At 40.4% G+C, this 23,729-nt stretch carries 25 protein-coding genes and 1 other annotated feature; all 25 genes read right to left on the bottom strand.

The window, feature by feature from the left end; genetic code table 11:
* Positions 1-22: 22 nt before the first annotated feature.
* The 25 genes from CSV69_RS02570 to bshC all read right to left on the bottom strand — a co-directional run bounded on the left by CSV69_RS02570 (position 23) and on the right by bshC (position 23,645).
* Entirely contained in the window at positions 23-217 is a 195-nt protein-coding gene (locus tag CSV69_RS02570) for a hypothetical protein (protein WP_085428579.1), read from the bottom strand.
* A 125-nt stretch (positions 218-342) separates the two neighbouring features.
* Positions 343-563, bottom strand: a binding site (T-box leader).
* A 42-nt stretch (positions 564-605) separates the two neighbouring features.
* The gene (locus CSV69_RS02565) at positions 606-1,172 is read right to left on the bottom strand and encodes a DivIVA domain-containing protein (RefSeq protein WP_085428578.1); all 567 of its coding nucleotides are present in this window, start codon (positions 1,170-1,172) and stop codon (positions 606-608) included.
* Between the two features lie 99 nt (positions 1,173-1,271).
* Positions 1,272-2,048: a YlmH family RNA-binding protein gene (locus CSV69_RS02560; protein ID WP_085428577.1), complete on the bottom strand. Its 777-nt coding sequence runs from the start codon at positions 2,046-2,048 to the stop codon at positions 1,272-1,274.
* 69 nt (positions 2,049-2,117) lie between these two features.
* Positions 2,118-2,408, bottom strand: a complete 291-nt coding sequence (locus tag CSV69_RS02555; protein ID WP_085428576.1) for a YggT family protein — start codon at positions 2,406-2,408, stop codon at positions 2,118-2,120.
* Positions 2,409-2,473: 65 nt separating this feature from the next.
* Entirely contained in the window at positions 2,474-2,977 is a 504-nt protein-coding gene (locus tag CSV69_RS02550; protein WP_085428575.1) for a cell division protein SepF, read from the bottom strand.
* Complete coding sequence (locus CSV69_RS02545) at positions 2,974-3,666, bottom strand: YggS family pyridoxal phosphate-dependent enzyme (protein WP_199170387.1); 693 nt, start codon at positions 3,664-3,666, stop codon at positions 2,974-2,976. Before CSV69_RS02545 ends, CSV69_RS02550 begins: the two co-directional genes overlap by 4 nt.
* Positions 3,667-3,732: 66 nt before the next feature.
* Entirely contained in the window at positions 3,733-3,978 is a 246-nt protein-coding gene (locus tag CSV69_RS02540) for a PRC-barrel domain-containing protein (protein WP_158232594.1), read from the bottom strand.
* Positions 3,979-4,216: 238 nt separating this feature from the next.
* Positions 4,217-5,002, bottom strand: coding sequence for an RNA polymerase sporulation sigma factor SigG (sigG, locus tag CSV69_RS02535; protein ID WP_085428573.1), 786 nt, complete (start codon positions 5,000-5,002; stop codon positions 4,217-4,219).
* A gap of 104 nt (positions 5,003-5,106) precedes the next feature.
* The gene (sigE, locus tag CSV69_RS02530) at positions 5,107-5,817 is read right to left on the bottom strand and encodes an RNA polymerase sporulation sigma factor SigE (protein WP_085428572.1); all 711 of its coding nucleotides are present in this window, start codon (positions 5,815-5,817) and stop codon (positions 5,107-5,109) included.
* Positions 5,811-6,659 (bottom strand): sigma-E processing peptidase SpoIIGA, encoded by an 849-nt coding sequence (locus CSV69_RS02525; RefSeq protein WP_099624469.1) that lies wholly within the window; start codon positions 6,657-6,659, stop codon positions 5,811-5,813. The genes sigE and CSV69_RS02525 overlap by 7 nt, the downstream gene beginning before the upstream one ends.
* Before the next feature lie 179 nt (positions 6,660-6,838).
* Positions 6,839-8,011: a cell division protein FtsZ gene (ftsZ, locus tag CSV69_RS02520; protein WP_085428570.1), complete on the bottom strand. Its 1,173-nt coding sequence runs from the start codon at positions 8,009-8,011 to the stop codon at positions 6,839-6,841.
* A 49-nt stretch (positions 8,012-8,060) separates the two neighbouring features.
* Positions 8,061-9,347, bottom strand: coding sequence for a cell division protein FtsA (ftsA, locus tag CSV69_RS02515; RefSeq protein ID WP_085428569.1), 1,287 nt, complete (start codon positions 9,345-9,347; stop codon positions 8,061-8,063).
* Positions 9,348-9,447: 100 nt separating this feature from the next.
* On the bottom strand, positions 9,448-9,813 hold the full coding sequence (locus CSV69_RS02510; RefSeq protein WP_085428568.1) for a small basic family protein: 366 nt from the start codon (positions 9,811-9,813) through the stop codon (positions 9,448-9,450).
* A gap of 7 nt (positions 9,814-9,820) precedes the next feature.
* Positions 9,821-10,537, bottom strand: coding sequence for a DUF881 domain-containing protein (locus CSV69_RS02505; RefSeq protein ID WP_085428567.1), 717 nt, complete (start codon positions 10,535-10,537; stop codon positions 9,821-9,823).
* 19 nt (positions 10,538-10,556) lie between these two features.
* Positions 10,557-11,282: a DUF881 domain-containing protein gene (locus CSV69_RS02500; protein WP_232319549.1), complete on the bottom strand. Its 726-nt coding sequence runs from the start codon at positions 11,280-11,282 to the stop codon at positions 10,557-10,559.
* The gene (locus CSV69_RS02495; protein ID WP_158232593.1) at positions 11,257-12,117 is read right to left on the bottom strand and encodes a cell division protein FtsQ/DivIB; all 861 of its coding nucleotides are present in this window, start codon (positions 12,115-12,117) and stop codon (positions 11,257-11,259) included. The genes CSV69_RS02500 and CSV69_RS02495 overlap by 26 nt, the downstream gene beginning before the upstream one ends.
* Positions 12,118-12,131: 14 nt before the next feature.
* The gene (gene ftsW, locus CSV69_RS02490; RefSeq protein WP_335696112.1) at positions 12,132-13,184 is read right to left on the bottom strand and encodes a putative lipid II flippase FtsW; all 1,053 of its coding nucleotides are present in this window, start codon (positions 13,182-13,184) and stop codon (positions 12,132-12,134) included.
* A gap of 93 nt (positions 13,185-13,277) precedes the next feature.
* Positions 13,278-14,627, bottom strand: a complete 1,350-nt coding sequence (murD, locus tag CSV69_RS02485) for a UDP-N-acetylmuramoyl-L-alanine--D-glutamate ligase (RefSeq protein WP_099692654.1) — start codon at positions 14,625-14,627, stop codon at positions 13,278-13,280.
* Positions 14,628-15,599 carry a phospho-N-acetylmuramoyl-pentapeptide-transferase gene (mraY, locus tag CSV69_RS02480; RefSeq protein WP_085428563.1) on the bottom strand — a complete coding sequence of 324 codons (972 nt, stop codon included), beginning with the start codon at positions 15,597-15,599 and terminating at the stop codon, positions 14,628-14,630. It lies immediately after the preceding gene.
* A 46-nt stretch (positions 15,600-15,645) separates the two neighbouring features.
* Positions 15,646-17,541, bottom strand: a complete 1,896-nt coding sequence (locus CSV69_RS02475) for a penicillin-binding transpeptidase domain-containing protein (RefSeq protein ID WP_099692730.1) — start codon at positions 17,539-17,541, stop codon at positions 15,646-15,648.
* 72 nt (positions 17,542-17,613) lie between these two features.
* Positions 17,614-19,803: a penicillin-binding protein gene (locus tag CSV69_RS02470; protein ID WP_233192312.1), complete on the bottom strand. Its 2,190-nt coding sequence runs from the start codon at positions 19,801-19,803 to the stop codon at positions 17,614-17,616.
* A gap of 32 nt (positions 19,804-19,835) precedes the next feature.
* Positions 19,836-20,207 (bottom strand): cell division protein FtsL, encoded by a 372-nt coding sequence (ftsL, locus tag CSV69_RS02465; protein ID WP_085428561.1) that lies wholly within the window; start codon positions 20,205-20,207, stop codon positions 19,836-19,838.
* Positions 20,208-20,224: 17 nt separating this feature from the next.
* On the bottom strand, positions 20,225-21,157 hold the full coding sequence (gene rsmH, locus CSV69_RS02460; RefSeq protein WP_099624466.1) for a 16S rRNA (cytosine(1402)-N(4))-methyltransferase RsmH: 933 nt from the start codon (positions 21,155-21,157) through the stop codon (positions 20,225-20,227).
* A gap of 17 nt (positions 21,158-21,174) precedes the next feature.
* Positions 21,175-21,606 carry a division/cell wall cluster transcriptional repressor MraZ gene (gene mraZ, locus CSV69_RS02455; protein WP_085429104.1) on the bottom strand — a complete coding sequence of 144 codons (432 nt, stop codon included), beginning with the start codon at positions 21,604-21,606 and terminating at the stop codon, positions 21,175-21,177.
* A gap of 422 nt (positions 21,607-22,028) precedes the next feature.
* Positions 22,029-23,645 carry a bacillithiol biosynthesis cysteine-adding enzyme BshC gene (gene bshC / locus CSV69_RS02450; protein ID WP_158232592.1) on the bottom strand — a complete coding sequence of 539 codons (1,617 nt, stop codon included), beginning with the start codon at positions 23,643-23,645 and terminating at the stop codon, positions 22,029-22,031.
* Between the last annotated feature and the right edge of the window lie 84 nt (positions 23,646-23,729).

The raw sequence follows: 23,729 nt of genomic DNA, 5'->3' as shown, positions 1-23,729 counted from the left end.
TCCTCCTTAAAATATGTGTGAATCATTTTTTTGATTGGTATGAACGTTTTTCGAGCCTAAACGGCGCTTTCCACTTTTGATTTCGGCTAGCTGCAAGCGCCAGGCTCTCGGGACGTTTCAGACCATCCAGAAAGGCAAAGAACGCCTTTTTGGATGGTCTTCCAACGCCTGTCGAGCCTAAACGGCGCTTTCCACTTTGGATTTCGGCTAGTTGCAAGCGCCAGGCTCTCGGGTCGTTTCAGATCATCCAGAAAGGCAAAGAACGCCTTTTTGGATGGTCTTCCAACGCCTGTCGAGCCTAAACGGCGCTTTCCACTTTTGAATATAAAAAACCCCATCCCAAAAAGGGACGAGGTTCATTCTCGCGGTACCACCCTACTTGCAATTGCATAAAGCAATTGCCGCTTAGACACTAATAACGGCAGTGTGATACCGAGAACCCAGATCTATATAAAGGTTCTAGCTCAGGAGTGATTTTCGTTTCTAATGTACCACCGGGCTTACACCGCCCCCGGCTCGCTATGGGTATAATTAGAAAGTACTCTTTCCGTCAACGCTTCTTCATTTTAATTTACATTTCATTATAAAAATGTGTTCGGAAGTTGTCAAGCTTCTTCCGTCTTCTTAACTAGTTCTTCGCCTAGACTGTCTACATTTGGAAGATCTAGCTCTTGCTCTGCTACACTTTCTACGCTCGTTGTATCCAATTCATACTTCAACAAGTCGTCCCAGTCTTCCGTATTGATCATATCAAGCTGCGCTTCTACCATCATTTTGAAGCGGCTTTTGAATACTTTTGACTGTTTCTTCAACACTTCCACTTCGAGTGCAATTTTTCTTGCTTGCGCGAGTGCGTCATTCACAAGACGATCTGCATTTTTTTCGGCTTCAGAGATAATTAATTTTGATTCTTGAATCGCATTTTTTCGTACATCTTCTGCAGCCTCTTGTGCAATCAAAATAGATTTCTGCATTGTTTCTTCAATTAAATTAAAATGAGTAATCTTTACCTCATTATCAGAAACCGTTTTTTCAAGATCTTCATTTTTCTTTAAGACGTTTTCATAGTCTTTCATAAGTTGTTCTAAAAACCCATTAACTTCATCTTCATCATAGCCACGAAATTTCGTATTAAACGTTTTGTTATGTATATCCGTAGGGGTTAAAGCCATAATACGCTTTCTCCTTTCAGTATGCTTACATAGTTTACAATGTGATTGTGTTTACTACTTGATTAAACACTACTTTTCTTAATTTATCAAGGATTCTCTCTATACTAGCGATCCAATCATTACACGGATTTTGTCTTTTTTCGTGCGTCCTTCGATACTCATGATTCTAAACCGTCCATATCCTCTAATTGAAAGAACATCGTATTCTTCTATTTCAAATGCCTGTTGATCAATCATAGCCCAATTTACTTTTACTTTTTCTCCTTTAATTAAAGAGGAAGCTTTGGCTCTTGAACTGTTCGTTAATGCGGCTACGACAGTATCTAGACGCAATGAGCTTATAATATATAGATCTTCTGTCCATTCTTCTTTTATATCAATAAAATCTTCAGCATTTAGTACCGGCTCTACGGATACTTTCACTTTACCAACTTGTGTGAAATTGACATGAATATACTCTGAGACTTCTTGTGCAACTGCGAATTGGACCGCTTCTTCTGTTAGTTGAATATCACCAAATCGGGAACGTTCAATACCTATAGACATTAGGGATCCGAGCAATTGAGAATGTTTCATTGTAACAAATTTTTGTGGGTAGTTCACTTGATAAATACTGATTTGAAAATCATCTTTAGTCGGCATATAGTAATCTGGATAAATGAGTACTCTCTGGCGCTCTGCATCTAAAAAACCACCGTCAGCTGTCAGTGTAAGATCTGAGTTCCTGACGATCGACTCAGTAATAAAGCGCTGTCGAGGATCTAGAAATTCTGTTAACTTGGGTGCGTATGTGTCTTCTACTTCCTTCACCCAACTATTTACTTTCTCAATAAAAGGTTGTTCATCTTTACGAAAATGTTGAAATATCGAATCCATTTTATTTCTTCTCCTTATATAAAAAAATCCTCACCTTGTGAGGATTTCCATTTTCAATTAAGGTTATACTTAATATACCAATGCTTGGAAGATCATTAAGTAGATTTGGCCGATTCCTCTACTGATTAATTGTAATGCCAACAGTGCGACAATCGGTGAAAAATCAATCATTCCGAATGGTGGAATGAATTTACGGAAAAATCCTAAATACGGTTCCGCTATTTTCCCTATAAGTTTACCGAATTTTGTTTCTCTAGTGGAGGGAACCCATGACATCAAGATATAAATGACTAACAGGATTGAAAATAATTGTAACGCTCCAGAGATCAAAAGATATGAATTATTTAATAATGCGATCATAATAACATGTACACCTCATTCAAATTGTTCAACCTTCATTTAATGAAAGTCCTAAGTTGTGTAGCCTATCGATCTTGTTGCTCTGATAGAAATTCTGTGATTTTACCGGCTACTTCTACGTTGTCAGGTGCACACAGAAAAATATCTGCGCCAATCCGCTGAATATCGCCACCGAGTGCATATACTGTCCCACTCAAGAAATCAATGATACGAAACCCTTGATCTCGTTCTATCTGTTGCAAGTTAACTACGACGGAACGACGATTCTTTAAATGTTCTGCAATGTCTTCTACTTCTGCATAAGAACGTGGTTCGAGCAAAATAACTTTTGATGATTTTTGAAGACTTTGTAAGCTAATCACTGGAGCTTGAGCAGGCGAAGACTGTTGTTGTCCACTTTGAAGACGGCTATTGACAGCTCTTTTCTTACCTCCAAGTTTCTTCATCTCTTTGCGAGCAATAGCCTGTTCACTTTTTGAAGGCTTGCTTTGAGCTTTAGGTTGAGGTTGTTGAACTAAGTCTTCTTCTTGTACCCAAAACATTTTTTCTAATCGTTTTTTGAGGCTCATTCAGTTTCCTCGCTTTCTGATCCGGCCAATGCAGTGCCGATGCGTATATGGGTTGCACCTTCTTCTATTGCGATTGTAAAGTCATTGGACATCCCCATAGACAGCTTTGTACAGGGAGCGTAGGAGTACTTTTTCGCTGCAATTCGGTCACGCAGTTCACGTAAAGAACGGAATGTATTGCGAATTATGGATTCATCTTCCGTATTTTGCGCCATCGTCATGAGTCCAATAACATGAACATTCTCATAAGTTGCTAATTGCTCAAAAAATTCATCTACTTCATCAGGAGTAATACCCGATTTAGATTCTTCACCCGAAACATTGACTTGTACAAAACAATTCAACGGCTGACTTGCCCGCTTATTCACTTCTTTCGCAAGACTCATACGGTCTAGCGAATGAAGACAGTCAATTGTATGGACTAATTCTTTTACTTTTCGTGTCTGTAAGTTACCAATGAAATGCCAATGTACCGAATCCTTAATCGCTTCTTGCTTTTCAAGCAAGCCTTCAAGACGATTTTCTCCTAAGTCCTGTATACCAACATCCAAAAGAGACTGTGCCCGAGCTGAAGAAACTTGCTTCGTGACAGCTATCAACGTGATGTCTTCAACTGAACGATTTGACGTTTCACATGCTTCATTTATTTGTTTTTGTATAGTTGCTAGTCGTTGTTCTACTTGTTCCATATTATCACTACTTTTCATCATCTTTATTTCATTGTATCAATTAGAGCACTATATATCAACGATAAGTCACTTATTAAGCTGTTTATTATCTATCAAGATAATATCTTTTCCAATCGTCATGACATCTTTATAATCGATTTTCTGCACACCTTTTGACTTGCTATCCGTGAAGAATGAGCGTTCAAGTTCCCCAATGTGAAGTTGTGCTATTTCACCTTTTTCGATGTCTATTGTGGCGTCTTGAACAAAACCGAGGAATGATCCTTTTTTTAATTCAATCACTTCTTTTTTCTGCAAGCTGGAAAAACGCATAGTTTCCCCTCCTTCTTTCATACTATGCATAGTGAGTTTTAATGAGAACGTGAAAAACTGCTTCTCAAATCAGGAAGTGTATAGAGAACTAAGACATTGGATAGTGGTTTGGGATCTCCGTTGCAGAAATGGACGCTTTCCACGGGGCATGATTTTGGGCGCTTCGCTATCCAAAAACAAAAACTGCCCTAACCACACTTAAGTGGCAAGGACAGTCTCTGTATATTAATAGCTATTACTATTTCTTCTGCTCAATTCCAAGCCGAATCTGCTCCATCGCATGCTTTTCAATTCTAGAAATTTGCGCTTGCGATATTCCAAGTTCCTTGGCAATTTCAGTTTGCGTCTGACCGAGGTAAAATCGTTTGGAGACGATAAGCTGTTGACGTTCATCTAAATCGCCCATTTTATCTTTTATGGACACATAGTTCATCCAGCGGTCTTCAGACACTCTCTGATCATGCAGCTGATCCATCATATAAATCGGATCGCCGCCATCACTGTTCATCGGCTCATGCAACGACATGGGATCTTGTATAGCATCTAAAGCAAAGAGTATATCTTCTTCCGGTATTCCCGTAATCTTCTCCAGATCAGAGATTCTTGGTTCGTGTTGATGCTCGTTGACATATTGTTCTTTTGCCCTAATGGCTTTATAAGCTATATCACGTAACGATCTGGATACACGGACAGCATGATGATCACGAAGATGCCGTTTAATTTCTCCAATAATCATCGGCACGGCATAGGTGGAAAACCTGACATTATGTTTTAAATCAAAATTGTCTATGGCTTTCAACAACCCAATACAACCAACTTGGAATAAATCATCAGCCTGTTCTCCACGATAGTTAAAGCGTTGAACTAGGCTGAGTACTAGACGCAAATTCGCAAACACCAATTCATCTCTGGCAAATTCGTCACCGCTTTGCAAACGAATGAATGTTTCTTTCATCACAGTTGGCGTCAATAATGGCAGCTCGGACGTATTGATTCCACAAATTTCTACTCTTGTACGTACCATTGGCTTTTCCTCCGCATTCTATAGGTGAGTGTACAGAGTAGTCTGTCCTCAACTCTTTAGAATATGCGAATTCAGGAATCGCCAATTTCTGCCGATAAGTCCATTTAGGAAATTGGTTGATTTAGTCGATCACGGAGTTCGGAAATGATTTTCTTTTCCAATCTCGATATATAGGATTGTGAAATGCCTAGTAGATCCGCTACTTCTTTTTGTGTCATTTCGTTTGTACCCATCAAGCCGAATCGCTGTTCCATAATGTAACGTTCTCTTTCATCTAAAATGGAAATGGCATCAATCATATATTGACGCTCCAACTTTTTCTCTACATCGTCTGTAATAATATCTTCATCTGTACCTAAAATATCTGATAGTAGCAACTCATTGCCATCTGCATCTGAATTTAAAGGTTCATCAAATGAAATCTCTGAGCGAATACGATTAGTTTTACGCAAGTGCATTAAAATTTCATTTTCAATGCAACGTGAAGCGTATGTTGCAAGCTTAATATTCTTATCCGCTTTAAATGTTTCGATTGCTTTAATCAATCCGATCGTCCCTATGCTGATAAGATCTTCAATATTCGTATTGGTATTATCAAAACGTCTTGCGATATAGACGACTAGACGTAAATTCTTTTCAATTAATGTGTCACGTGCAGCAGGATCTCCATTCATTAATGCTGCAATGGTTTTTGCTTCTTGTTCTTTATTGAGGGGTTTTGGAAGAGATTCATGACCCCCGATATAAAATATGCCACCTTTTCGTCTGAAGAATCCTGCAATATATGAAACCCACTTTTTTACTTCTATCAACATGTAGCTGTTCTCCCTTCTTCTTTTAGTACATCCATTGCGCTCACTTGCAAAATAGCTGCAGCACCTTGTGGATATTTACGCTGTTCTTTCGTCAAGACAATATATCCAGTAGGTAATAACTCTCCATCGAGAAGCCAACTATCATACTTGATTCCTACAGCCCACGAAGCACCTTGAACAGTTTGCAATCGTATCAATCGAAGACTTCTTTGATAAGGGGCGGGGAAACAGGCCAAGTCTGGAGATTCTGCAGGATTCCAGGACTCCAGTGCTAAAGCAAAATCTACGGGTAGTTGTTCTTTAACTGCCCGATAGCCAATAAAATGTACAGGATCCCCTGATAACGGTTCTACGCAATGATTACCCGTATCGATGAATACTTTAAGTGGAATGGATTGTCCCCATAACATCAATTCCGAATCGAGCGTAAAGCTCATTAACTTATTCATCATGCGTGTGTCAATCCATTTATGCTTCACAATATACAAAGATAGATAAGTGAGGCCAATGGCTACGAATAAAAAGCTCTGATTTGCGCTGATACTGATTTGTGCATAGATGAGTGTCAGCAATCCTCCTGCAAAAAATGTTGCAATTAATACAGCAAGGATAGAACTTTTCCAACTACCAAATGTTTGTCCAAATGCAATATACGTCATTCCTAAGAAAGTGAAGATCATCGCTGGCACAGAATACGGGAACAATGTAACAAAGAAGGCACCGATAAATGCTGCGCTCCATAACCTCCTTCTGCTCGTGTGATGATTTCCAACTTTATTAGTAAATGATAGGATGGCGTAGTTAAAGAGCATGTTGATCCCTATCATCAGTTCACCATACATATGCCGGCCTCCTTACAAACAGATTATCATGGCTGTAATGAAAAACCTGTCAGGCTTTGGATGCTTTAAGATAAAAGCTTCGACATATTTTTAAATATGACGGAACGAGCGATTATTATGAAAGCAAAAAAGCTCCCCACTTGAGAATTTCTTCTCAAGTGGGGAGCTCGTTCTATTTATTATTTACGACGCGTACGATTACGTAAGAACGTTGGAATATCCAGTTGTTCATCGTGCTGATGCTGATTAGCTTGTGGCTGTCTCGGCTCAGATTGTTGCTCGTAACGTGGTTGCTCTTCATATCTGCTTTGTTGTGTTGGTGGCTGCTGTTGTACAGGACGTTGTGGACGAATGCCCCCTGTTACACCAGGACCTCTTTGTCTTGAAGGAGCTAGTTGTTCTTCGTTAAATCCTGTAGCGATAACCGTTACGATGATTTCATCTTTCAAGTCGTCGTTGATCACAGAACCGAAGATCATATTGACGTTTTCGTCTGATGCAGTTGCAACAATATCCGCTGCTTCCTGTACTTCAAACAAGCTTAAGTTCGAACCGCCTGTAATATTCATCAAGACACCTTTTGCTCCATCAATTGATGTTTCAAGCAATGGACTAGAAATCGCTTTTTTCGCAGCTTCTGCAGCACGATTTTCACCAGTGGACATACCGATACCCATCAATGCAGAACCTTTGTTGTACATGATTGTTTTCACGTCAGCAAAGTCGAGGTTAATCAATCCAGGTACTGCGATCAAATCAGAGATACCTTGGACACCTTGGCGCAATACATTGTCAGCTTCTCTAAATGCTTCAAGCATTGGCGTGTTTTTGTCTACAATCTCAAGCAGTTTATCATTTGGAATAACGATTAGTGTATCAATTGCTTCTTTCATGCTTGCGATACCGCCAGCTGCTGAAGTAGATCTCTTTCTACCTTCGAATGTAAATGGACGTGTAACTACACCTACAGTCAATGCGCCAATATCTTTAGCGATTTGAGCAATAACTGGTGCTGCACCCGTACCTGTTCCACCGCCCATTCCAGCTGTAACGAACACCATATCTGCTCCACGTAGTGCTTCTTCGATCTGTTCTTTACTTTCTTCAGCCGCTTTTTTGCCTACTTCAGGGTTAGCGCCTGCGCCTAGTCCTCTAGTAAGCTTCTCACCAATTTGTAGTTTGATTTCAGCTGATGATAATTGCAATGCTTGTGCATCTGTGTTTACCGCGATAAACTCTACGCCCTGCACCCCATGTTCGATCATACGATTGACCGCATTGTTTCCGCCGCCGCCTACTCCAATAACCTTAATTACTGCTAATGCATCTATGTTCGTCTCAAATTCAAGCATTGATTTTCCTCCTCTAAATTATCTGCAATTCCCCATCTAAAGCAATATATTACTCAAAGAAATTGTCGAATACTTTTTTAGCGCGTTTCATGAATCCTTGACTTTTTTCTTTTTTCGGTTTAACCGGTTTAGCTGAAGGTTCCGCGACTTCATATATGGAGTCTGGTGATTGAGGTGAACCAACTGGCTCTTCTTCATAACCAAAGAATACATCTTCCATGTACGCATAGCGAATCAAGCCAACCGCTGTGGAATACATCGGCTCACGGACACCAATATACTCTGGTGTGTATAATCTTGCTCTAGTTTTAAAGACATCACGAGCTAACTGTAAAATACCGTCCAATTTAGCTGTTCCGCCTGTGATGACGATACCACCAGGCAAATCACGGATACCTGTTGCATATAAATCTTCAAGAATCAATTCGAACAATTCTTCTAGACGTGAACCGATAACATCAGAGATATAACGCTGACTGTATTGATCTTTAGCATCTGAACCTACTACCGGCACTTCAAATAATTCTTCATCGGAAGCGTCATCATAATAGGCATGTCCATACTGATGCTTAATCATTCTTGCTTGTTCTGTAGGTGTTTTTAAGACAATGGATAAGTCTTTTGTAATATGATCCCCACCGACTGGTAATACAGACGTACTGATCAAACGATTTTCAGCAAATACCGATACCGTAGTTGACCCTCCGCCAATATCGATGAAGGCAGTTCCATGATACATTTCATCTTCAGATAATGCGAATGTACCTGCCGCCAATGGTTGCAAATAAATTTCACGAATCTGTAAACCTGCTTTTTCTACACAGCGTAAAATGTTATGTAGTTGAGTTTTGGACGTCGTAATCAACGTTGCGTCCATTTCCAATCTTACTCCCATCATACCACGGGGATCTGTTATTTCATCATAATCATCGACAATAAATTGCTTAGGCACTAAATTGACGAATTCTCTTTCAGGTGGAACATTCATTACTTGTGATGATTTCATAACTCTTTCCAAATCATCATCTGTAATTTCACGATTTTCAGAGTTTACTGCTACTACACCTTTAACGTTTTGGAACTGGACACCATTTGCAGGTATACCAAGAACCACCTCTTCAATTTTCAAGCCTGTCATTCGTTCAGCCTGCTCAATCGCTTTACGGATTGACTGGACAGTGGCATCAATATCAATAATTGTTCCTTTTCGAATTCCAGCAGATTGCACATTCCCCACGCCAATTACATGCAGGGCATTTTGATCCATCTCCCCAATTAAGACTTTAATTGTGGATGATCCTATATCAAGTGATACGTAATGATTTGATTTACTCAATTATTGACACCTCCTTAATGTAACTAGTAACTTCCATTCTATTGTATTATGACTGCTTTGTCTAAATATTTTCAACACCCTCTTCTAAAAACATTTAATATCACGCATTTGTATTGGGATTTTTGTTTCTTCCTGTCCATTTTGCAAGCAGGATTCTTCGGATGACCGCGATGTTTTGAAACAATCTCACACCAAACGCAAAGACCGCTGCCAAGTACAGATCTACACCAAGGTGCACACCGATAAAAGCAAGTGCTGCTGCTAAAAGAATATTGAAGAAAAATCCGCTGACGAATATTTTGTCGTCATACACTTGCTGAAGATAGGCTCTGATTCCACCAAATAGTGTATCAAATGCAGCGAGAATCGCAATAGTTAAATAGTTATTATATACTTGCGGGATCTGTATATCCGAGAGCAAACCTAGTGAAACGCCAAGGAGGAGCCCAAGTAAGGGTAGCCACATATTGTCATTACTCCTTTGTTTGTTCTTTTAAAAACCGATTTTCAAAACCACCCGTCCAGCCTTGTAAAGTAATGCGGTTCGCTGGTTCACTAATTGTTAAAACTAAGTCGTCTAAATAAAATTCATCCTGTATGGTAGTCGTCAATAATTGATTATACAATTTTTCACTGGCTTCCTTTGTAGGAGAAACGACTTTAATATCGAACGGTGGTGTGGAAACTACTTCCCCACTAACAGTCAGGTTACCGTTAATATCTCGGATCCAACTTAACGTGGTGAAGCGCTTTCCATCAATCTCCAACTCATTACCTTGTTGTTGATTAACCACATTAATAAACCAAGCCAGTAGTTCAGATGATACTGGCACTACTTCATAACCGAACGCAATACTTTCTGGGGATGGAGCAACCTCTATTACAAATCCTGGACCAGTGGTCGGCATGAATCCCGCTTGTTTGTACAGTTTGTCCAATGTGTCTTGTAGTACGCCAGTTGCATTTGCTTCAGGTGATGCATTGTATGAAGCAAGGGTCTGGTCAATTTCCCTAAGTTCTTCTAAAAGTTCAGAGTGTATTTTCTTTTCATTCGACAACTCTTTACGAATAGCCCATAAATCTCGTGTATCACGTGGAGATGTAGTATTCATTGAGTTATATTGTAAAGCTAATACAAATCCCACTATACCCAGAATCAATGTGAACTTCCAGTGTATTTTTTGCTTCACTCTACCCCCCCACAATCCATCATACTTCGTCACGAATCGCAGGCAGTTGAACTTCCTTCATGTCTTCTAATGTGACGACAATATTATCTCGCAACAATCCATCAATGACACTGCCCTTTAAATGCAGAGCTGGAGACAGCACTTTCGGGTCCCCTACTGCTTCTATAATAAAAGGTGCCGGAAACGTTCTACCATCAACCATAATAACAGGGCCTGTACATTTAATATACGAATTCGAATTAATTCGTTGCCCGTTTATAGTCATTCCTTGCGCACCTGCGATTTTCAATTCATTAATTACACGTAAGACATGACTTTCATGAACAATGTAATCATTGGGATTCTGTACTGAGGGATCATAATCCGCGTCTTCCAGTGTCACTTTAATCCCCGGACCTTTCGACGGAATATCACCTAGTAATAATCTTAAATCCCGCGCTTTTTCTACAAGAACTGCATGGTTTTTTTCTTTATCGGAGAAATCTTGTTCAAACGAATGCACTTCTTTTTGTTTCTCCAGCAATTCATTTGTCAATTCTTTGTTTCTTTCTTGCTGTTCAATTAGATCTGCACGGTATTGTTCTTCTTGCTGAAATAAATTGGTATGCTCCGGACTCAATACTTGTTGCTTACTGCCAATTGTTCGATAGGAAAATGCAAGCATGAAGCCCAGTACTAAAAAGACGATTGACAACACAAGTTGTTTGCCGCGCTTCTCTCTAGTTTTCTTCAGTTTCTTGCTCACTTTCTTCCTCCTTTTCAATTTCTACATCCACCGGTTTTCCTTTTGTTACGTCCGGCTTTCCATCTAGTAGTGGGATTTCCACATCCACCGGTACTGGTTCTTTGTAGAAATCTGTATATGTTTTAAAGTACACGCCAATTTCAATATCAAGTACCCCTTTTTCTTCTTTAGGCAATTGCGCAATAATATCTGGGTAGTAGGACATTTTTTCAGCAAAACCTAAAATTACAGCATGAACTTCATATCCATCACTCATATATACGTCGACTTTGTCTTCCCCTTCATAACGAAGCTCCGAGAGAAGTTCAAAGACTGAACTATCCAGCTCTTGTAGTTGTTCAATCATTCGATCTGTCGCTTCGGGTTCGTTAAAACCAGAGAGTATCGGTGCGTGTGAGAGGATGTCAGGATCTGCTGTTACCAACCGTTCACCATTTTCTAATAGAAGATCATATTGAGATTGATTTTCTACATAGGCAATAGGTTCCCATTCCGTCACGTTGATGGAAACATCATTATAAAAATCTCTTTTAACGTTCGCATCTTTTACGCCAGGAATTTTCTCAATGTTTTTTTCTATATCTTTAGCACGGAAGCCCCATAGTGATTGTCCCTTGTACAACCCGCTTTGATCTATATACTCCTCGCTTTCGTGTAAAACAGTCTCATTAATAGATATTTTCGAAACATCACTTAATGAAGATTGGAAATACAACAAGGCAAGAAGAACAAGGACGAATATTACGACGAGCAGAAGAAAGCTCATATTAGCTCTTCTTCTGCGTTTTTTACGCATGGATGGAATTCGATCTTCAATATCTATTATTTTCTCCACATCCTGTTCTCCTTTCATCCTGCCCTTTTATTCGCAGAGTAATGTAGAATCGTTCCGATAGCCAGCCACGTAGTCAACAACGAGGACCCTCCATAACTAATGAAAGGCAATGTCACGCCTGTTACAGGCAGCAACCCGGAGACGACTCCCATATTTAAAAACGTTTGGAAAGTGATCATGGACACCATACCGGTGACAATTAAAAAAGAATTCCAGTTATTTAATCGAATTGCTATACCGAATGCAGAAGCGAATAACAAGATAAACAGCAACACGATAGATGCTGCACCGATAAACCCAATTTCTTCTGCAATAATGGAAAAGATAAAATCATTTTGAGGTTCAGGCAAGTACAAAAACTTTTGACGACTATTCCCGAAACCATGGCCGAATAAACCACCAGGGGCAATCGCGAATAACGATTGAATACTTTGAAACCCCGTACCGAGAGGATCGTTCCATGGATCAATATAGGATTTAATTCGATCCAGACGATAGGGTGCAGCTAGGATAAGTGCGATAAAAGCACCGAGACCTGAGACGAAAAGAAAGATAAAGAATGACAATGGATAGCCCGCTAAGAAAAGAATGACAAAAGCAGATACTATCATGATGACGGCAGAGCCAAGGTCAGGTTGCAACATGATCAACGTTGCGGGTAATAAAATCCAAGCGAAATGTTGCCATTGCCAAGACTTGTCTTTATGTTTCTTCATACCGCTTGCTAATTTTCCAAGCAAAGCTACCTTTACGAATTCTGCCGGTTGCAAACTGATTGGACCAAACGCGATCCAGCTTTGAGAACCGTTTCGCACAGCTCCAATACCCGGTATTAATACCGCAACCAACATGAGAATTGATCCAATATAACAATACGTCCAGAATTTAGGATGTGATGTCAACGGGCTTTTGACCAGCACATAAGCGACAGCCAAGGAAATAATCATATAGATGCCTTGCTTGACGATAAATGGAGAAGAATCTTGATAATGAACTTCTCCCCAATAAGATCCTGCCGATTGCACAAATACTAATCCAATCAGCGACAATAGTAAGGCGGTTGTCAAAAAGATTATTCGGTAGGTTCTCTCCAGCGTTCGCATCCTTCCTCAAATTAATCAGTCAGTTTTTCATTTTACTCTCCAACTATTACAAAGGATTTACAACTTCATTACTGCATCAATAAATTCGTTGCCCCGAATTTCAAAGCTCTTGTATTGATCCCAACTTGCACAGCTCGGCGACAATAGAATCACATCATCTTCACAGCTACACTTATATGCCTTCTGGACTGCGTCCTGCATAGTTGTTGCCTGAACTGTCTCAGTGATGCCACAAGACATAGCAAAGTCTGCAAAACGCTTTGCCGTCTCCCCTATCGTGACGACAGCACGAACATTTTTCATATAAGGTCGTAATTCTTCAAATGAATGGCCTCTGTCTAGTCCCCCAGCAATCAAAACGATTGGCTTTTTAAATGAGGAAAGTGCACTTTTTGTTGCCAATGTATTCGTCGCTTTTGAGTCATTGTATATTGTACGGCTATTTGCTTCACGTACAAATTGCATGCGATGGCGAACACCGGTGAAAGAACTCAAAACATTTTCTATCGCTGTTTTTTCACACCCTGACAATATGGCTGCCGCCGTTGCGGATAAAACATTTTCTAAATTGTGACGACCCGGTAATTTAATATGCTTAATTTCTATGAAAGGTTCACCAAGCCAATAAATCCATTCTTCATCTGCTGAAATACCTTCTCTAGTTTTTCCAAGTACTGAAAAGGGTACTTTGTGAGATTCGAATGATTCTATTGCTTCTTTTATTAACTGTTGATCCGCATTAAAAATTAAGTATTCTTCCGAAGTTTGGTTGCGGGCTACTTGCAACTTCGCATCGAGATATTCATTCATCGATCCATGATAATCCAAATGCGCTTCATACAAATTCGTAAAAATTGCAATGCGTGGAGTAAAGCTTTCTGTCCCAGCTAACTGAAACGACGAAGCTTCAAGTACAATTACTTCATTCGCTTTCGCCTTTTCAGCGACCGTACAAGAGACCGTTCCAATATTACCCGCTATTAGTGGATGTTTCTTACCCATATTTAGCATGTGATACAACAATGTAGTGGTTGTCGTTTTACCGTTCGATCCAGTAATCGCAATAATTGGTGCCTCGCTGAGAATACTAGCCAATTCAACTTCAGTCCAAATCGGAATATTCTGCTCAACTGCCTTCGCTAGTAGCGAATTAGTGTAAGGGATACCCGGATTTTTTACGATGAAGTCGAAATTTCGCTCTAGTAAATCACTCGGGTGCCCCCCTCCAATAACTTCAATTCCTTGCGCTTGAAGTTCCATCGCTTCTTCATTACCTTCTACAGGCTTTGAATCATTGACTACAACTTCCGCACCAAGACGCTGAAGCAAACCTGCCGTTGCGACTCCGCTCTTCGCAAGTCCGACTACAAGTACCCGTTTCCCTATGAATTGTTCTGTATTCTTCATTTACATAACCTCCAAGAAGACCGGTACGAGGGCAGCAAGCAATGCCACACCCCAGAACACAATCACTACTTTCCATTCTGACCAGCCAGATAATTCAAAGTGATGATGAATGGGACTCATTTTAAATACGCGTTTTCCAGTCATTTTAAAACTGATAACTTGAATAATGACAGAAAGCGTTTCTACTACGAATACAATTCCGATGACCAAAAGCAACAACTCCTGTTTGATCAATACTGAAATCATAGCGAGTGCCCCTCCTAATGCCAGTGAACCTGTATCACCCATAAATACTTTCGCTGGTTTGATGTTGAATAATAAAAATCCAAGCATTGCACCCGCTACTACAAATGCAAATAACGCAATATCATTTTGCTCATACGCTAACGCAAATACACCGAAGGCAGAGAATGCAATAGTCGATGTTCCGCCTACTAGACCATCTAAGCCATCCGTTAAATTGACTGCGTTAGAAAAACCTACAAGCCAAAACACTAAAAACGCCACATAAAACACACCGAGATCTATCCCAAGATCCGTGAAAGGAATCGTTACGGTCGTTTCGAATGGTCCGAGTTTCAGTAAGAAAAAGGCAACGATCGCAATAATGATCTGACCGATTAATTTCTGAAGTGATGTCAATCCTAAGTTGCGCTTCGCTACGATAATAATAAAATCATCGAGGAAGCCGATGATTCCGAAACCGATCAGCACGATCAATAACACAATCGTATGAGTAGTTAGTGTGTCGTTTATGTAAGATAAAGTTAGTGTTGAAATCAATATAGAAAGAAGGAAGATGAGCCCTCCCATAGTGGGAGTACCCGCTTTTTTCATATGCGCTTGTGGGCCCTCTTCTCGTATACTTTGACCAAATTTCAACCTTCTAAGTAATGGGATGATGATCACCCCGATAATCGCTGATACAAAAAATGAAACAGCGATTATCGTGACTGTGGTGCCGAGTGTCATGTTAAGTTCTCCTTCTACTATCAATTGCGTGTCAGTGAAGCACTGCTTATTCTGTGTACAAATGAATTGTGTCTTCCACGGTCATCAAAGTATTAGGAGCTGGTAACTGTCGAATAACCTTCTTACCTTTTCCATGCCACTTAACTTTGAATGTGTAATTTTGAGACAACAATTCTTTTTCATTCATTCCAAGTAAATCAGGTGAACGGAATGTGATCGCGTCTCCCCATCGGTACTCTTTTTCTAACTGTTCTTTCCTTCGTTCTATGTTAGCGATTGGAGCAATTTCTTCAATGATTCGTCCGACGATCGGTGCAGCGATAACTCCTCCGAATTGAATCGAGTTTTTCGGACTATCGATCGCTAGATATACGAGTAGTTCAGGATCATCTGCAGGCGCGAAACCAATGAAGGAGACAATATAATCACCATCTTTATAGCGACCATTCTCTACTTTCTGTGCCGTCCCTGTTTTACCACCTATTCGAAGACCATCTGCAAAAGCATTACGACCTGATCCATTCGCTACAACTGATTCAAGAGCGTGACGCACTTTAGCTGATGTTTCTTCGCTTATTACTTGTCTTTTCAATTCAGGTTTGAATTCTTTAATCGTCTTACCGTCAGAGTCTTTTATGGATTTAACAATATAGGGCTTATAAAGTTTACCACCATTAATAGCTGCGGCAACAGCTTGCACTTGTTGAATCGGAGTGACAGAGATTCCTTGCCCGAACGAAGTGGTTGCCTGTTCAACAGGTCCAAATGCTTCCTTGGAAAACAAAATACCTTTCGATTCTCCAGCGATGCCTGATTCTGTTGAGCTACCGAAGCCAAATTCACGGATATAGCGATCTAACCTTTCACTACCGAGTCGCTGCCCCATCGTAATGAAACCGGGGTTACATGAATTCTCTACTACTTCCAAAAATGTTTGATCTTTATGACCTTCTCGTTTCCAGCATCGTAATCTGGCATTTGCAACGATTTTGTAACCAGGATCATAAAAGTTTTCATTTTCCAAATCGATGACGTCTTCTTCCAAGCTGGCTGCCAAGGTAAGAATTTTGAATGTGGAGCCTGGCTCGTATGTCATCCATACAGGCAAGTTGCGGTTATAGATAGTGGAATCCGCTGATTGATATTCGCGTGGATCAAAGCCTGGCACGGATGCTAGTGACAATAATTCACCCGTTTTCGGATTCATAATGATAGCTAACGCCTGTGTTGCATCATACTTCTCCATCGCTTGAATCAGTTCGCGTTCCACGATTTGATGCATTTTAAGATCAATCGTCAGTTCCAAAGTCGAGCCATCTTTGCCATGTTCGAAGCTATCCTCTACATGAGGCAAGGCAATTCCTTTGGCATCAGTGAAGAGTCGTACTTTGTCCCCTGTTCCGTTCAGAATTTCATCGTACGCATACTCAATTCCCGCTAAGCCATTGCCATCATATCCAGTAAAACCAAGCAAACGAGCTAACAGATCATCATATGGATAGTAACGGATAAAATCTACACCTACATACAAGCCGGCGACTTGCAGTTTCGAGATCTCATCCCCTTGCTCTTTGGTGATGTTTTTTCCTTCGGGAGCTAGTTTCACCATATAGGTTTTTTTCTTCAGTTTCTCCTCCAATGTTTTTGGAGGCATTTGAAGAATTTTTGCAATCGCAGGTATATCACTGGAAATGTCAGGATTTTGTGCTGGCATGAAATATAACGTGGGCGCTAGTTTGTTTCCAACAATTAACTTCCCACTTCGATCCGTAATATTCCCACGCATAGATCCAAAAGGTACTTCAATATCCCAGTTTTCTTCCGCTTTTTCTTTCAGCCACTCATGTTTAATGATCTGCACATGAAATAGTTTCCCTATAACGAGTAGTAGACCGAGGAGAAAACAAATGAAGGCTACACGTAAACGTTTTTTTGACTGCATATCAATAAATGACCGCAAAGACTCACTACCTTTTTTTCTATTAAGGTATGCTGTGAAATTGCGTGCTATACATTAGCCACCCATGATTTGCTCCTCTTCGCTCTCTTCTTTATTATCATTACTTTTCTTTTTATTATATTGTTGCTCCGGCGTTCGAAGTTCTACGACAATTGGATCTTTCTTGTTTACTGACGTCCCTTCTGTGATGCTTTGTCCAACAACATAACCTTCGCCATTGATTCGAATATCCAACTTTGAAAGATGCGTAAATGAAAGTACCATCTTTTTAGACCAACCTGTCATATCAGGGAATGTCGTGTCTCCTTTTGTTTCCAACAAGACTATCGAATCCTCCGTTAACTTCGTGTCTGCTTTTGGTATTTGTTTGGATACCTTGCCACCCTCTCCGATCAACACGGTTTGGAAGCCATCCTCAACAGCCAAAGAAGCTGCCGTTTCTGCATCTTCTCCTTCGTAATCCCCAACCTTTTTCACTGGAACTACTTGTTCATTCTCAGGTGCGATGTTCAAATACTTTAAGCTGTTTTCCATAATTGGATTAAACACTTTCGATACAGGATCTGAACCTAGCTCTCCCGCTTTTAATTTCGGTTGCTGAACTGTTACATAAATCAGGAGTTGAGGGTCATCTATCGGTGCCATTCCAAGGAATGAGTACAAATAGTTCCCAGCCCCCGTCATATAATCCTTACTACCTTTTTGGGGGAGTTGGGCAGTACCAGTTTTACCACCTACTGCGTAATTTTCTAAATGATATTTTTTTGCAGTACCATTTTCTGAAGTAACAGTTGTCGCTAAAATTTCCCGCACTTCTTTAGCGGTCGCTGCAGAGATTGGTGATCCGCTCTCTTCAGGCTCATGATTCTCCAATACTTCTTCCGTATTCGGATCAATAATTTGATCAATTACATACGGCTTCATCATTACCCCGTTATTTGCAATTGCAGAAGCCGCCTGAATCATCTGTAATGGCGTGACCGTTGACCCTTGTCCGTAAGAAGTCGTCAATCTTTCAGATGGATAATTATCTAGTACAACACCGGGCGCTTCATTTGGCAAATCTATCCCAGTTCGTTTTCCAAAACCGAACTTATGAACGTACTCGATAAATTTCTGATCTCCGATTCTTTCCAGCAAGTACGCCATCCCTACGTTAGAGGAACGTTGCAATCCTTCAAGGAAGGTGATCGTGCCCCAGCCATCTACATTGACATCACGAATTGTTTGATCGTAGATTTGATAAGATCCAGATCGGAAATATTCGTCTGGTTCCCATTTACCCTCTTCCACGGCAGTTGCCAACGTGAACATCTTCATTGGAGAACCTGGTTCAATCGTCTGCTCAACTGCATCATTCAGCCAGTTTTCTGTCAGACCTTCCCTAGTCATAGGATTAAACGTTGGCCGCTGGCTCATCGCTAAAATTTCTCCTGTTTTAGGATTAGATACGAGCACTAGCATTTTTTTAGGCGAGTATTCCTCTTCTACTTTATCCATCGCTTCTTCCACGAAATTACTGATTGTCTTATCCAATGTCAGTTTAATCGTCTGACCGTCTTGTGGTTCTTCAATTTGTTTGCTAGCAGTAGGTAATAAAGTACCCCAGACATCCGCTTGGTAATTTACTTTTCCATCGACACCGGTTAGTTGCTTGTCATACGTTTTTTCAAGCCCCATTTTTCCTTTGGTGACTGTTTGGTTATTTTCCGTTTCTTCTTTTTGAGCAAAGCCCACTAAGTACGAAGCGAATCGACCATTAGGATAGAATCGTTTTTTACCCTCTACAAACAAAATACCCGATAATTTTTTTCTATCGAGTTCTTCCTTCATTTTCAATACCGTTTCTCGGTTTAGATCTTTACCGGCACGACCAAACTCAATTTGCCATGCGCCCTCTCTAGCATTTTTCATTTTATCGTAAATTTCACGTTCTTTTAGCGGTAAGTACTTGGCCAGTACTTTAGCTGTTTCTTTATAATCAATCACATGATATTTTCTCTTACTATTTTTACTTGCAGCTTCATTAAGTACAGCGACTACATGATAACTTAATGTATCCGATGCAATTGCCACGTCGTTTCGGTCTACGATAGCGCCGCGGCTAGCTTGTAAGACTGCATTTCTTTCATATTGGTTAGAAGCGATCTTCGCTAATTCTTTACCGTCTACTTGGCCCGTCATCTGAATAAAAAGAATTCTGCCGAATAATATGAAAAAGAGCCCTCCGAATACTACAAACATTAGAAAGGCTCCCCATTGAAAGCGAAACTTCTTCATCGTCCTGGTACGACCTTTACGTTACTTTCGTTAAGGTTCAAACCATTCTCTTGTGCTTTTTTCCAAATACGTTCGTAGGTGGATTTGTCACTCACTTGAATGGACAATTCATTATTCTGTTTTGTAGTATTTTCAATTTCCGTATTCATCAACTGCACTTCTTTATTGACAGCGTTTATATCTGAATGTGTCTGTAAAAGCATAGATGAAGTACCGATTGTAAATGCTGCAAATAAAGTGAACAATACCTTTTCGCCCTTAGAAAAACGTTTTTTTACACGGCGGACAACCTGTTGCTGATTTTGATCAGTATGTTGTTCTACCTCCGGTGTCTGTGGCGTATTAAGGTTCCGTTGTTCTAGTCCCATGGCTTGATTCCCCTTTTCTATTTTTTCTCAATGATTCGTAATTTTGCTGATCTAGCACGTTTGTTATGCTCTATTTCTTCATCTGTCGGAATGATCGGCTTGCGAGTAATTAGTCGGAAGTCCGGATCCATTCCCTCAGGTATAATAGGTAAGTTCGGCGGCAACTCTGGCATAGAAGATGCTTCCTTAAATATGGTTTTACATAAGCGATCTTCAAGTGAATGGAAAGTAATGACGCTGATTCGACCTCCTTCACGTAATAACGTGAGGGCGTCAGTTAAAGATTGCTCAGCTGCTCCCAACTCATCATTTACCGCAATTCGGATAGCCTGGAAAACACGTTTCGCAGGATGGCCACCGGTTCTTCTGGCAGCTGCTGGAATACCCGTTTTAATAAGTTCGGCGAGTTCCCCTGTTGTACGTATAGGCGCATCAGCGCGTGCTTCTTCAATTTTACGGACGATTTGCTTTGAGAACTTCTCTTCACCGTAGCGGAAAAATATCCTAACCAAGTCGGAATACGACCATTCATTGACTACTTCGTAAGCTGTCAATGGCGCAGACGTATCCATGCGCATATCCAATGGTGCATCAAGATGGTAACTGAATCCTCGCTCGGCTGTATCCAATTGTGGAGAAGAAACTCCTAGGTCATATAAAATGCCATCTACATGAGATATTCCCAATTTCGCTAATTCATTTTTCAAGTCCTTAAAGTTTGCATGGACAAATTGTACTTGTGCTGTATAGTGCGCTAGTTTTTGTTGTGCTGCTTCAATGGCCGTCATATCTTGGTCAAAGCAGATTAGTTGTCCTTTAGATGAAAGAAGTTTGACTATTTCTTCACTGTGACCTGCACCACCAAGTGTGCAATCCACGTAAATGCCATCTTCCTTTACATGCAAGCCATCGACGGCTTCATGCAGTAATACTGTTGTGTGGTTAAACATGTTTATTCCGCCTGCTTTCAAAATTCAAAATCAATAAGGTTTTCTGCAATGTCATTAAATGATTCCTCAGATTCCTCGTAGTACGCTTCCCAAAGTTCTGCAGACCAAATTTCAATACGGCTGGATACACCGATAATCATACAGTCCTTTTCAATCTTTGCGAACTCTCGTAAATTGGCAGGTATATTGACTCTCCCCTGCTTATCAAGACTTGCTTCGCATGCTCCCGAGAAGAAGAAGCGAGTGAATGCACGAGCATCTTTTTTTGTGACCGGCAACGCTTTCAACTTTTCTTCAAGCTTTTGCCATTCGTCCAGTGGGTATCCAAACAAGCAATTATCAAGTCCGCGGGTTAAAATAAAGCCATCTTCCAACAGTTCCCGAAATTTCGAAGGAACAATCAGACGACCTTTCATATCAATTGAATGTTGATACTCTCCCATGAACATATAATTCACCCCACTGTATGAAATAATGTACCACATCCCCCCACTTTCCTCCACCCACTTGGCTATTTTTCTTCTCATATTTATTAAAATGTGTCAATAGTACTTCTTTCTGATTTGTTTTCCTGCTCATATCGCGAAAAAACCACTGTTTTCGCTAGTAACACTAGGAATTGTCGTAAGATGAAATCCCAGTGAAAATTAAACAATTAGTGAGTACGAGTGGATTGAAGCTCTAGTTGGGGACGCTTTCCGGTGGGCCCGCGGGAAGAGCCGTAACGAAGGACTGCTTTTGCGAGTAAAAGTGGGGCGTTGAGAGCACAGCTTTGCCCGCAAAATCCCTACCCAGCATCCTTGCTAGTCGATCCATTCAACGCAAATTAAACCCGCCATTCATAGAACGAATGACGGGTTTAAGGGGTTTCTTATAAATACACGAGCTGATGAGATCCATCGAAGGTATACGACTGTTTTAGTAACTCGTCTATCAAGTCTTCGCCAAATTGATTCATGTAGAAGTAAGGCGAATAGAGACGCTCTTGCAAGGAGCCTTCTGGAAATAGCTGTTCAGAAATGACATGGTAACGCTCGTACTGTACATGATGTTTCACTAAGATTGATTGTTCTTTTTTCTTCTGTAAATAATCAAACTGACTCTTATGGAACTGCAAATTCTTTTGAAGTAATTGAAGTAAGCTTGGATCTGTCGTTTCTAAATGTGTATGCAACTTTTCATACTGTGCTTCTAGTTGACTCTTCGTCTCGTCAAGCAAACGATCAAATGGCTCATCCCTTTGTTGCTCTAGCCATTGTTCCTGATGTTCCGGTAATTGATAATCCATTACTTGAGCCATCGTAATATCTGTCAGTTCCAGTGCTTCTTGGACTTGTCTGTTGACCAGTGTGATAGAAAGCCTTGGAACGATGACTGGCATATGGATACCCATAATATGAAATGCATCTTTCAACAAAGACCAATACGCAATTTCACCCGGTCCGCCAACGAATGCTAATACAGGAAATACCAAATCTTGCATAATGGGTCTAGTTGCTACGTTATTACTTAGCAACCAAGGTTCATTCTTGGCAAGCTCATACATCTTCTGCTCGGTGAAGGAAATACCTGATTGTTCATTAACGAACTTTCCGTCTTTTCTTCGGAGCAAAATTCTCCCTGTATCATGAACATAAAAGATGTTGGCATCCGACTCTTCGGATTCGATCGGCTTCGAGTAACCATGTGACTGAAGCTGTTGTTCTGTTGTGTAGATACTTCTTGCCATCGCTTCAGAGCTTTCAATCATTTGCGAAAAATATGGTGATTCCAATTGGCGTAGTGGTTTATAGGCTGCATCCATAAACAACAACCCGTGCTTTGTAAACAAGTCGTTCATCAACGAGGTAAAAAAACCTGTGAACGTTTGCTGTTGTTTCACGGTTTGCAATACATGATCTAGCAACCCGCGTGTATAAGTTGTTTCTCCATAGCTTTTGAAAACTTTTCTGATGAAAGCAGCCATTTCCTTTTGATCGTATGGCGTATCCGAAGCCATCGTTTTCAGAATGGTAGGCTGTTTAAATTGTCGCTTTGCCGCCTTTCCTGCTTTGGCAGTATATGTATGATTAATTTCATTGATGTCATGATCTTCTCCTGCAATCCAAAAAACAGGTATTACGGGTTTCTTTAGTGCTTTGCGTTGTTCTTTTGCCAATAAAATAACAGAAATAGCCTTATGAACAGAATATAAAGGCCCCGTCAAAATTCCCGCTTGTTGTCCTCCAATAACGACAAGTGCATCATTAGAAAGTTCTTGAATATGTTGAGCGGCCAAATCCGATATGCCAAACGGCTCCATATAGTGTTCTATGGCAAGCGCTAGTTGTTCCCGTTGAAATGAACGCCCTTGCAACTCTTCTGCTCTATTCTCATATCCAGCCTGTGTTACTTCATAATCAAAAAATGTATGAAAAAATTGTGGATCATGCCGATACGCTTCCATCAATTTATTCTTTTTTGGCAATTCCATTGTGTCCAAATACATGTCACAAACTCCTTTATGTCGCATACTTATCGCAAGTATATCATTTCATCCGAATAGGATGAATTGATACGCTTATGAGCGCAT

Origin of the sequence: Sporosarcina sp. P26b (assembly GCF_002743245.1) — a bacterium.
GTDB lineage: Bacteria > Bacillota > Bacilli > Bacillales_A > Planococcaceae > Sporosarcina > Sporosarcina ureae_C.
The sequence above is the reverse complement of the archived record's forward strand: the minus strand, read 5'-3'. Positions and strand labels throughout refer to the sequence as shown.

Excerpts from the sequence above, each read along its gene's own strand:
- CSV69_RS02565 (WP_085428578.1), bottom strand. The coding sequence starts at position 1,172 with ATGGCTTTAACCCCTACGGATATACATAACAAAACGTTTAATACGAAA.
- CSV69_RS02560 (WP_085428577.1), bottom strand. The coding sequence starts at position 2,048 with ATGGATTCGATATTTCAACATTTTCGTAAAGATGAACAACCTTTTATT.
- CSV69_RS02555 (WP_085428576.1), bottom strand. The coding sequence starts at position 2,408 with ATGATCGCATTATTAAATAATTCATATCTTTTGATCTCTGGAGCGTTA.
- CSV69_RS02550 (WP_085428575.1), bottom strand. The coding sequence starts at position 2,977 with ATGAGCCTCAAAAAACGATTAGAAAAAATGTTTTGGGTACAAGAAGAA.
- CSV69_RS02545 (WP_199170387.1), bottom strand. The coding sequence starts at position 3,666 with ATGGAACAAGTAGAACAACGACTAGCAACTATACAAAAACAAATAAAT.
- CSV69_RS02540 (WP_158232594.1), bottom strand. The coding sequence starts at position 3,978 with ATGCGTTTTTCCAGCTTGCAGAAAAAAGAAGTGATTGAATTAAAAAAA.
- sigG (WP_085428573.1), bottom strand. The coding sequence starts at position 5,002 with ATGGTACGTACAAGAGTAGAAATTTGTGGAATCAATACGTCCGAGCTG.
- sigE (WP_085428572.1), bottom strand. The coding sequence starts at position 5,817 with ATGTTGATAGAAGTAAAAAAGTGGGTTTCATATATTGCAGGATTCTTC.
- CSV69_RS02525 (WP_099624469.1), bottom strand. The coding sequence starts at position 6,659 with ATGTATGGTGAACTGATGATAGGGATCAACATGCTCTTTAACTACGCC.
- ftsZ (WP_085428570.1), bottom strand. The coding sequence starts at position 8,011 with ATGCTTGAATTTGAGACGAACATAGATGCATTAGCAGTAATTAAGGTT.
- CSV69_RS02510 (WP_085428568.1), bottom strand. The coding sequence starts at position 9,813 with ATGTGGCTACCCTTACTTGGGCTCCTCCTTGGCGTTTCACTAGGTTTG.
- murD (WP_099692654.1), bottom strand. The coding sequence starts at position 14,627 with ATGAAGAATACAGAACAATTCATAGGGAAACGGGTACTTGTAGTCGGA.
- mraY (WP_085428563.1), bottom strand. The coding sequence starts at position 15,599 with ATGACACTCGGCACCACAGTCACGATAATCGCTGTTTCATTTTTTGTA.
- CSV69_RS02475 (WP_099692730.1), bottom strand. The coding sequence starts at position 17,541 with ATGCAGTCAAAAAAACGTTTACGTGTAGCCTTCATTTGTTTTCTCCTC.
- CSV69_RS02470 (WP_233192312.1), bottom strand. The coding sequence starts at position 19,803 with ATGTTTGTAGTATTCGGAGGGCTCTTTTTCATATTATTCGGCAGAATT.
- ftsL (WP_085428561.1), bottom strand. The coding sequence starts at position 20,207 with ATGGGACTAGAACAACGGAACCTTAATACGCCACAGACACCGGAGGTA.
- rsmH (WP_099624466.1), bottom strand. The coding sequence starts at position 21,157 with ATGTTTAACCACACAACAGTATTACTGCATGAAGCCGTCGATGGCTTG.
- mraZ (WP_085429104.1), bottom strand. The coding sequence starts at position 21,606 with ATGTTCATGGGAGAGTATCAACATTCAATTGATATGAAAGGTCGTCTG.
- bshC (WP_158232592.1), bottom strand. The coding sequence starts at position 23,645 with ATGTATTTGGACACAATGGAATTGCCAAAAAAGAATAAATTGATGGAA.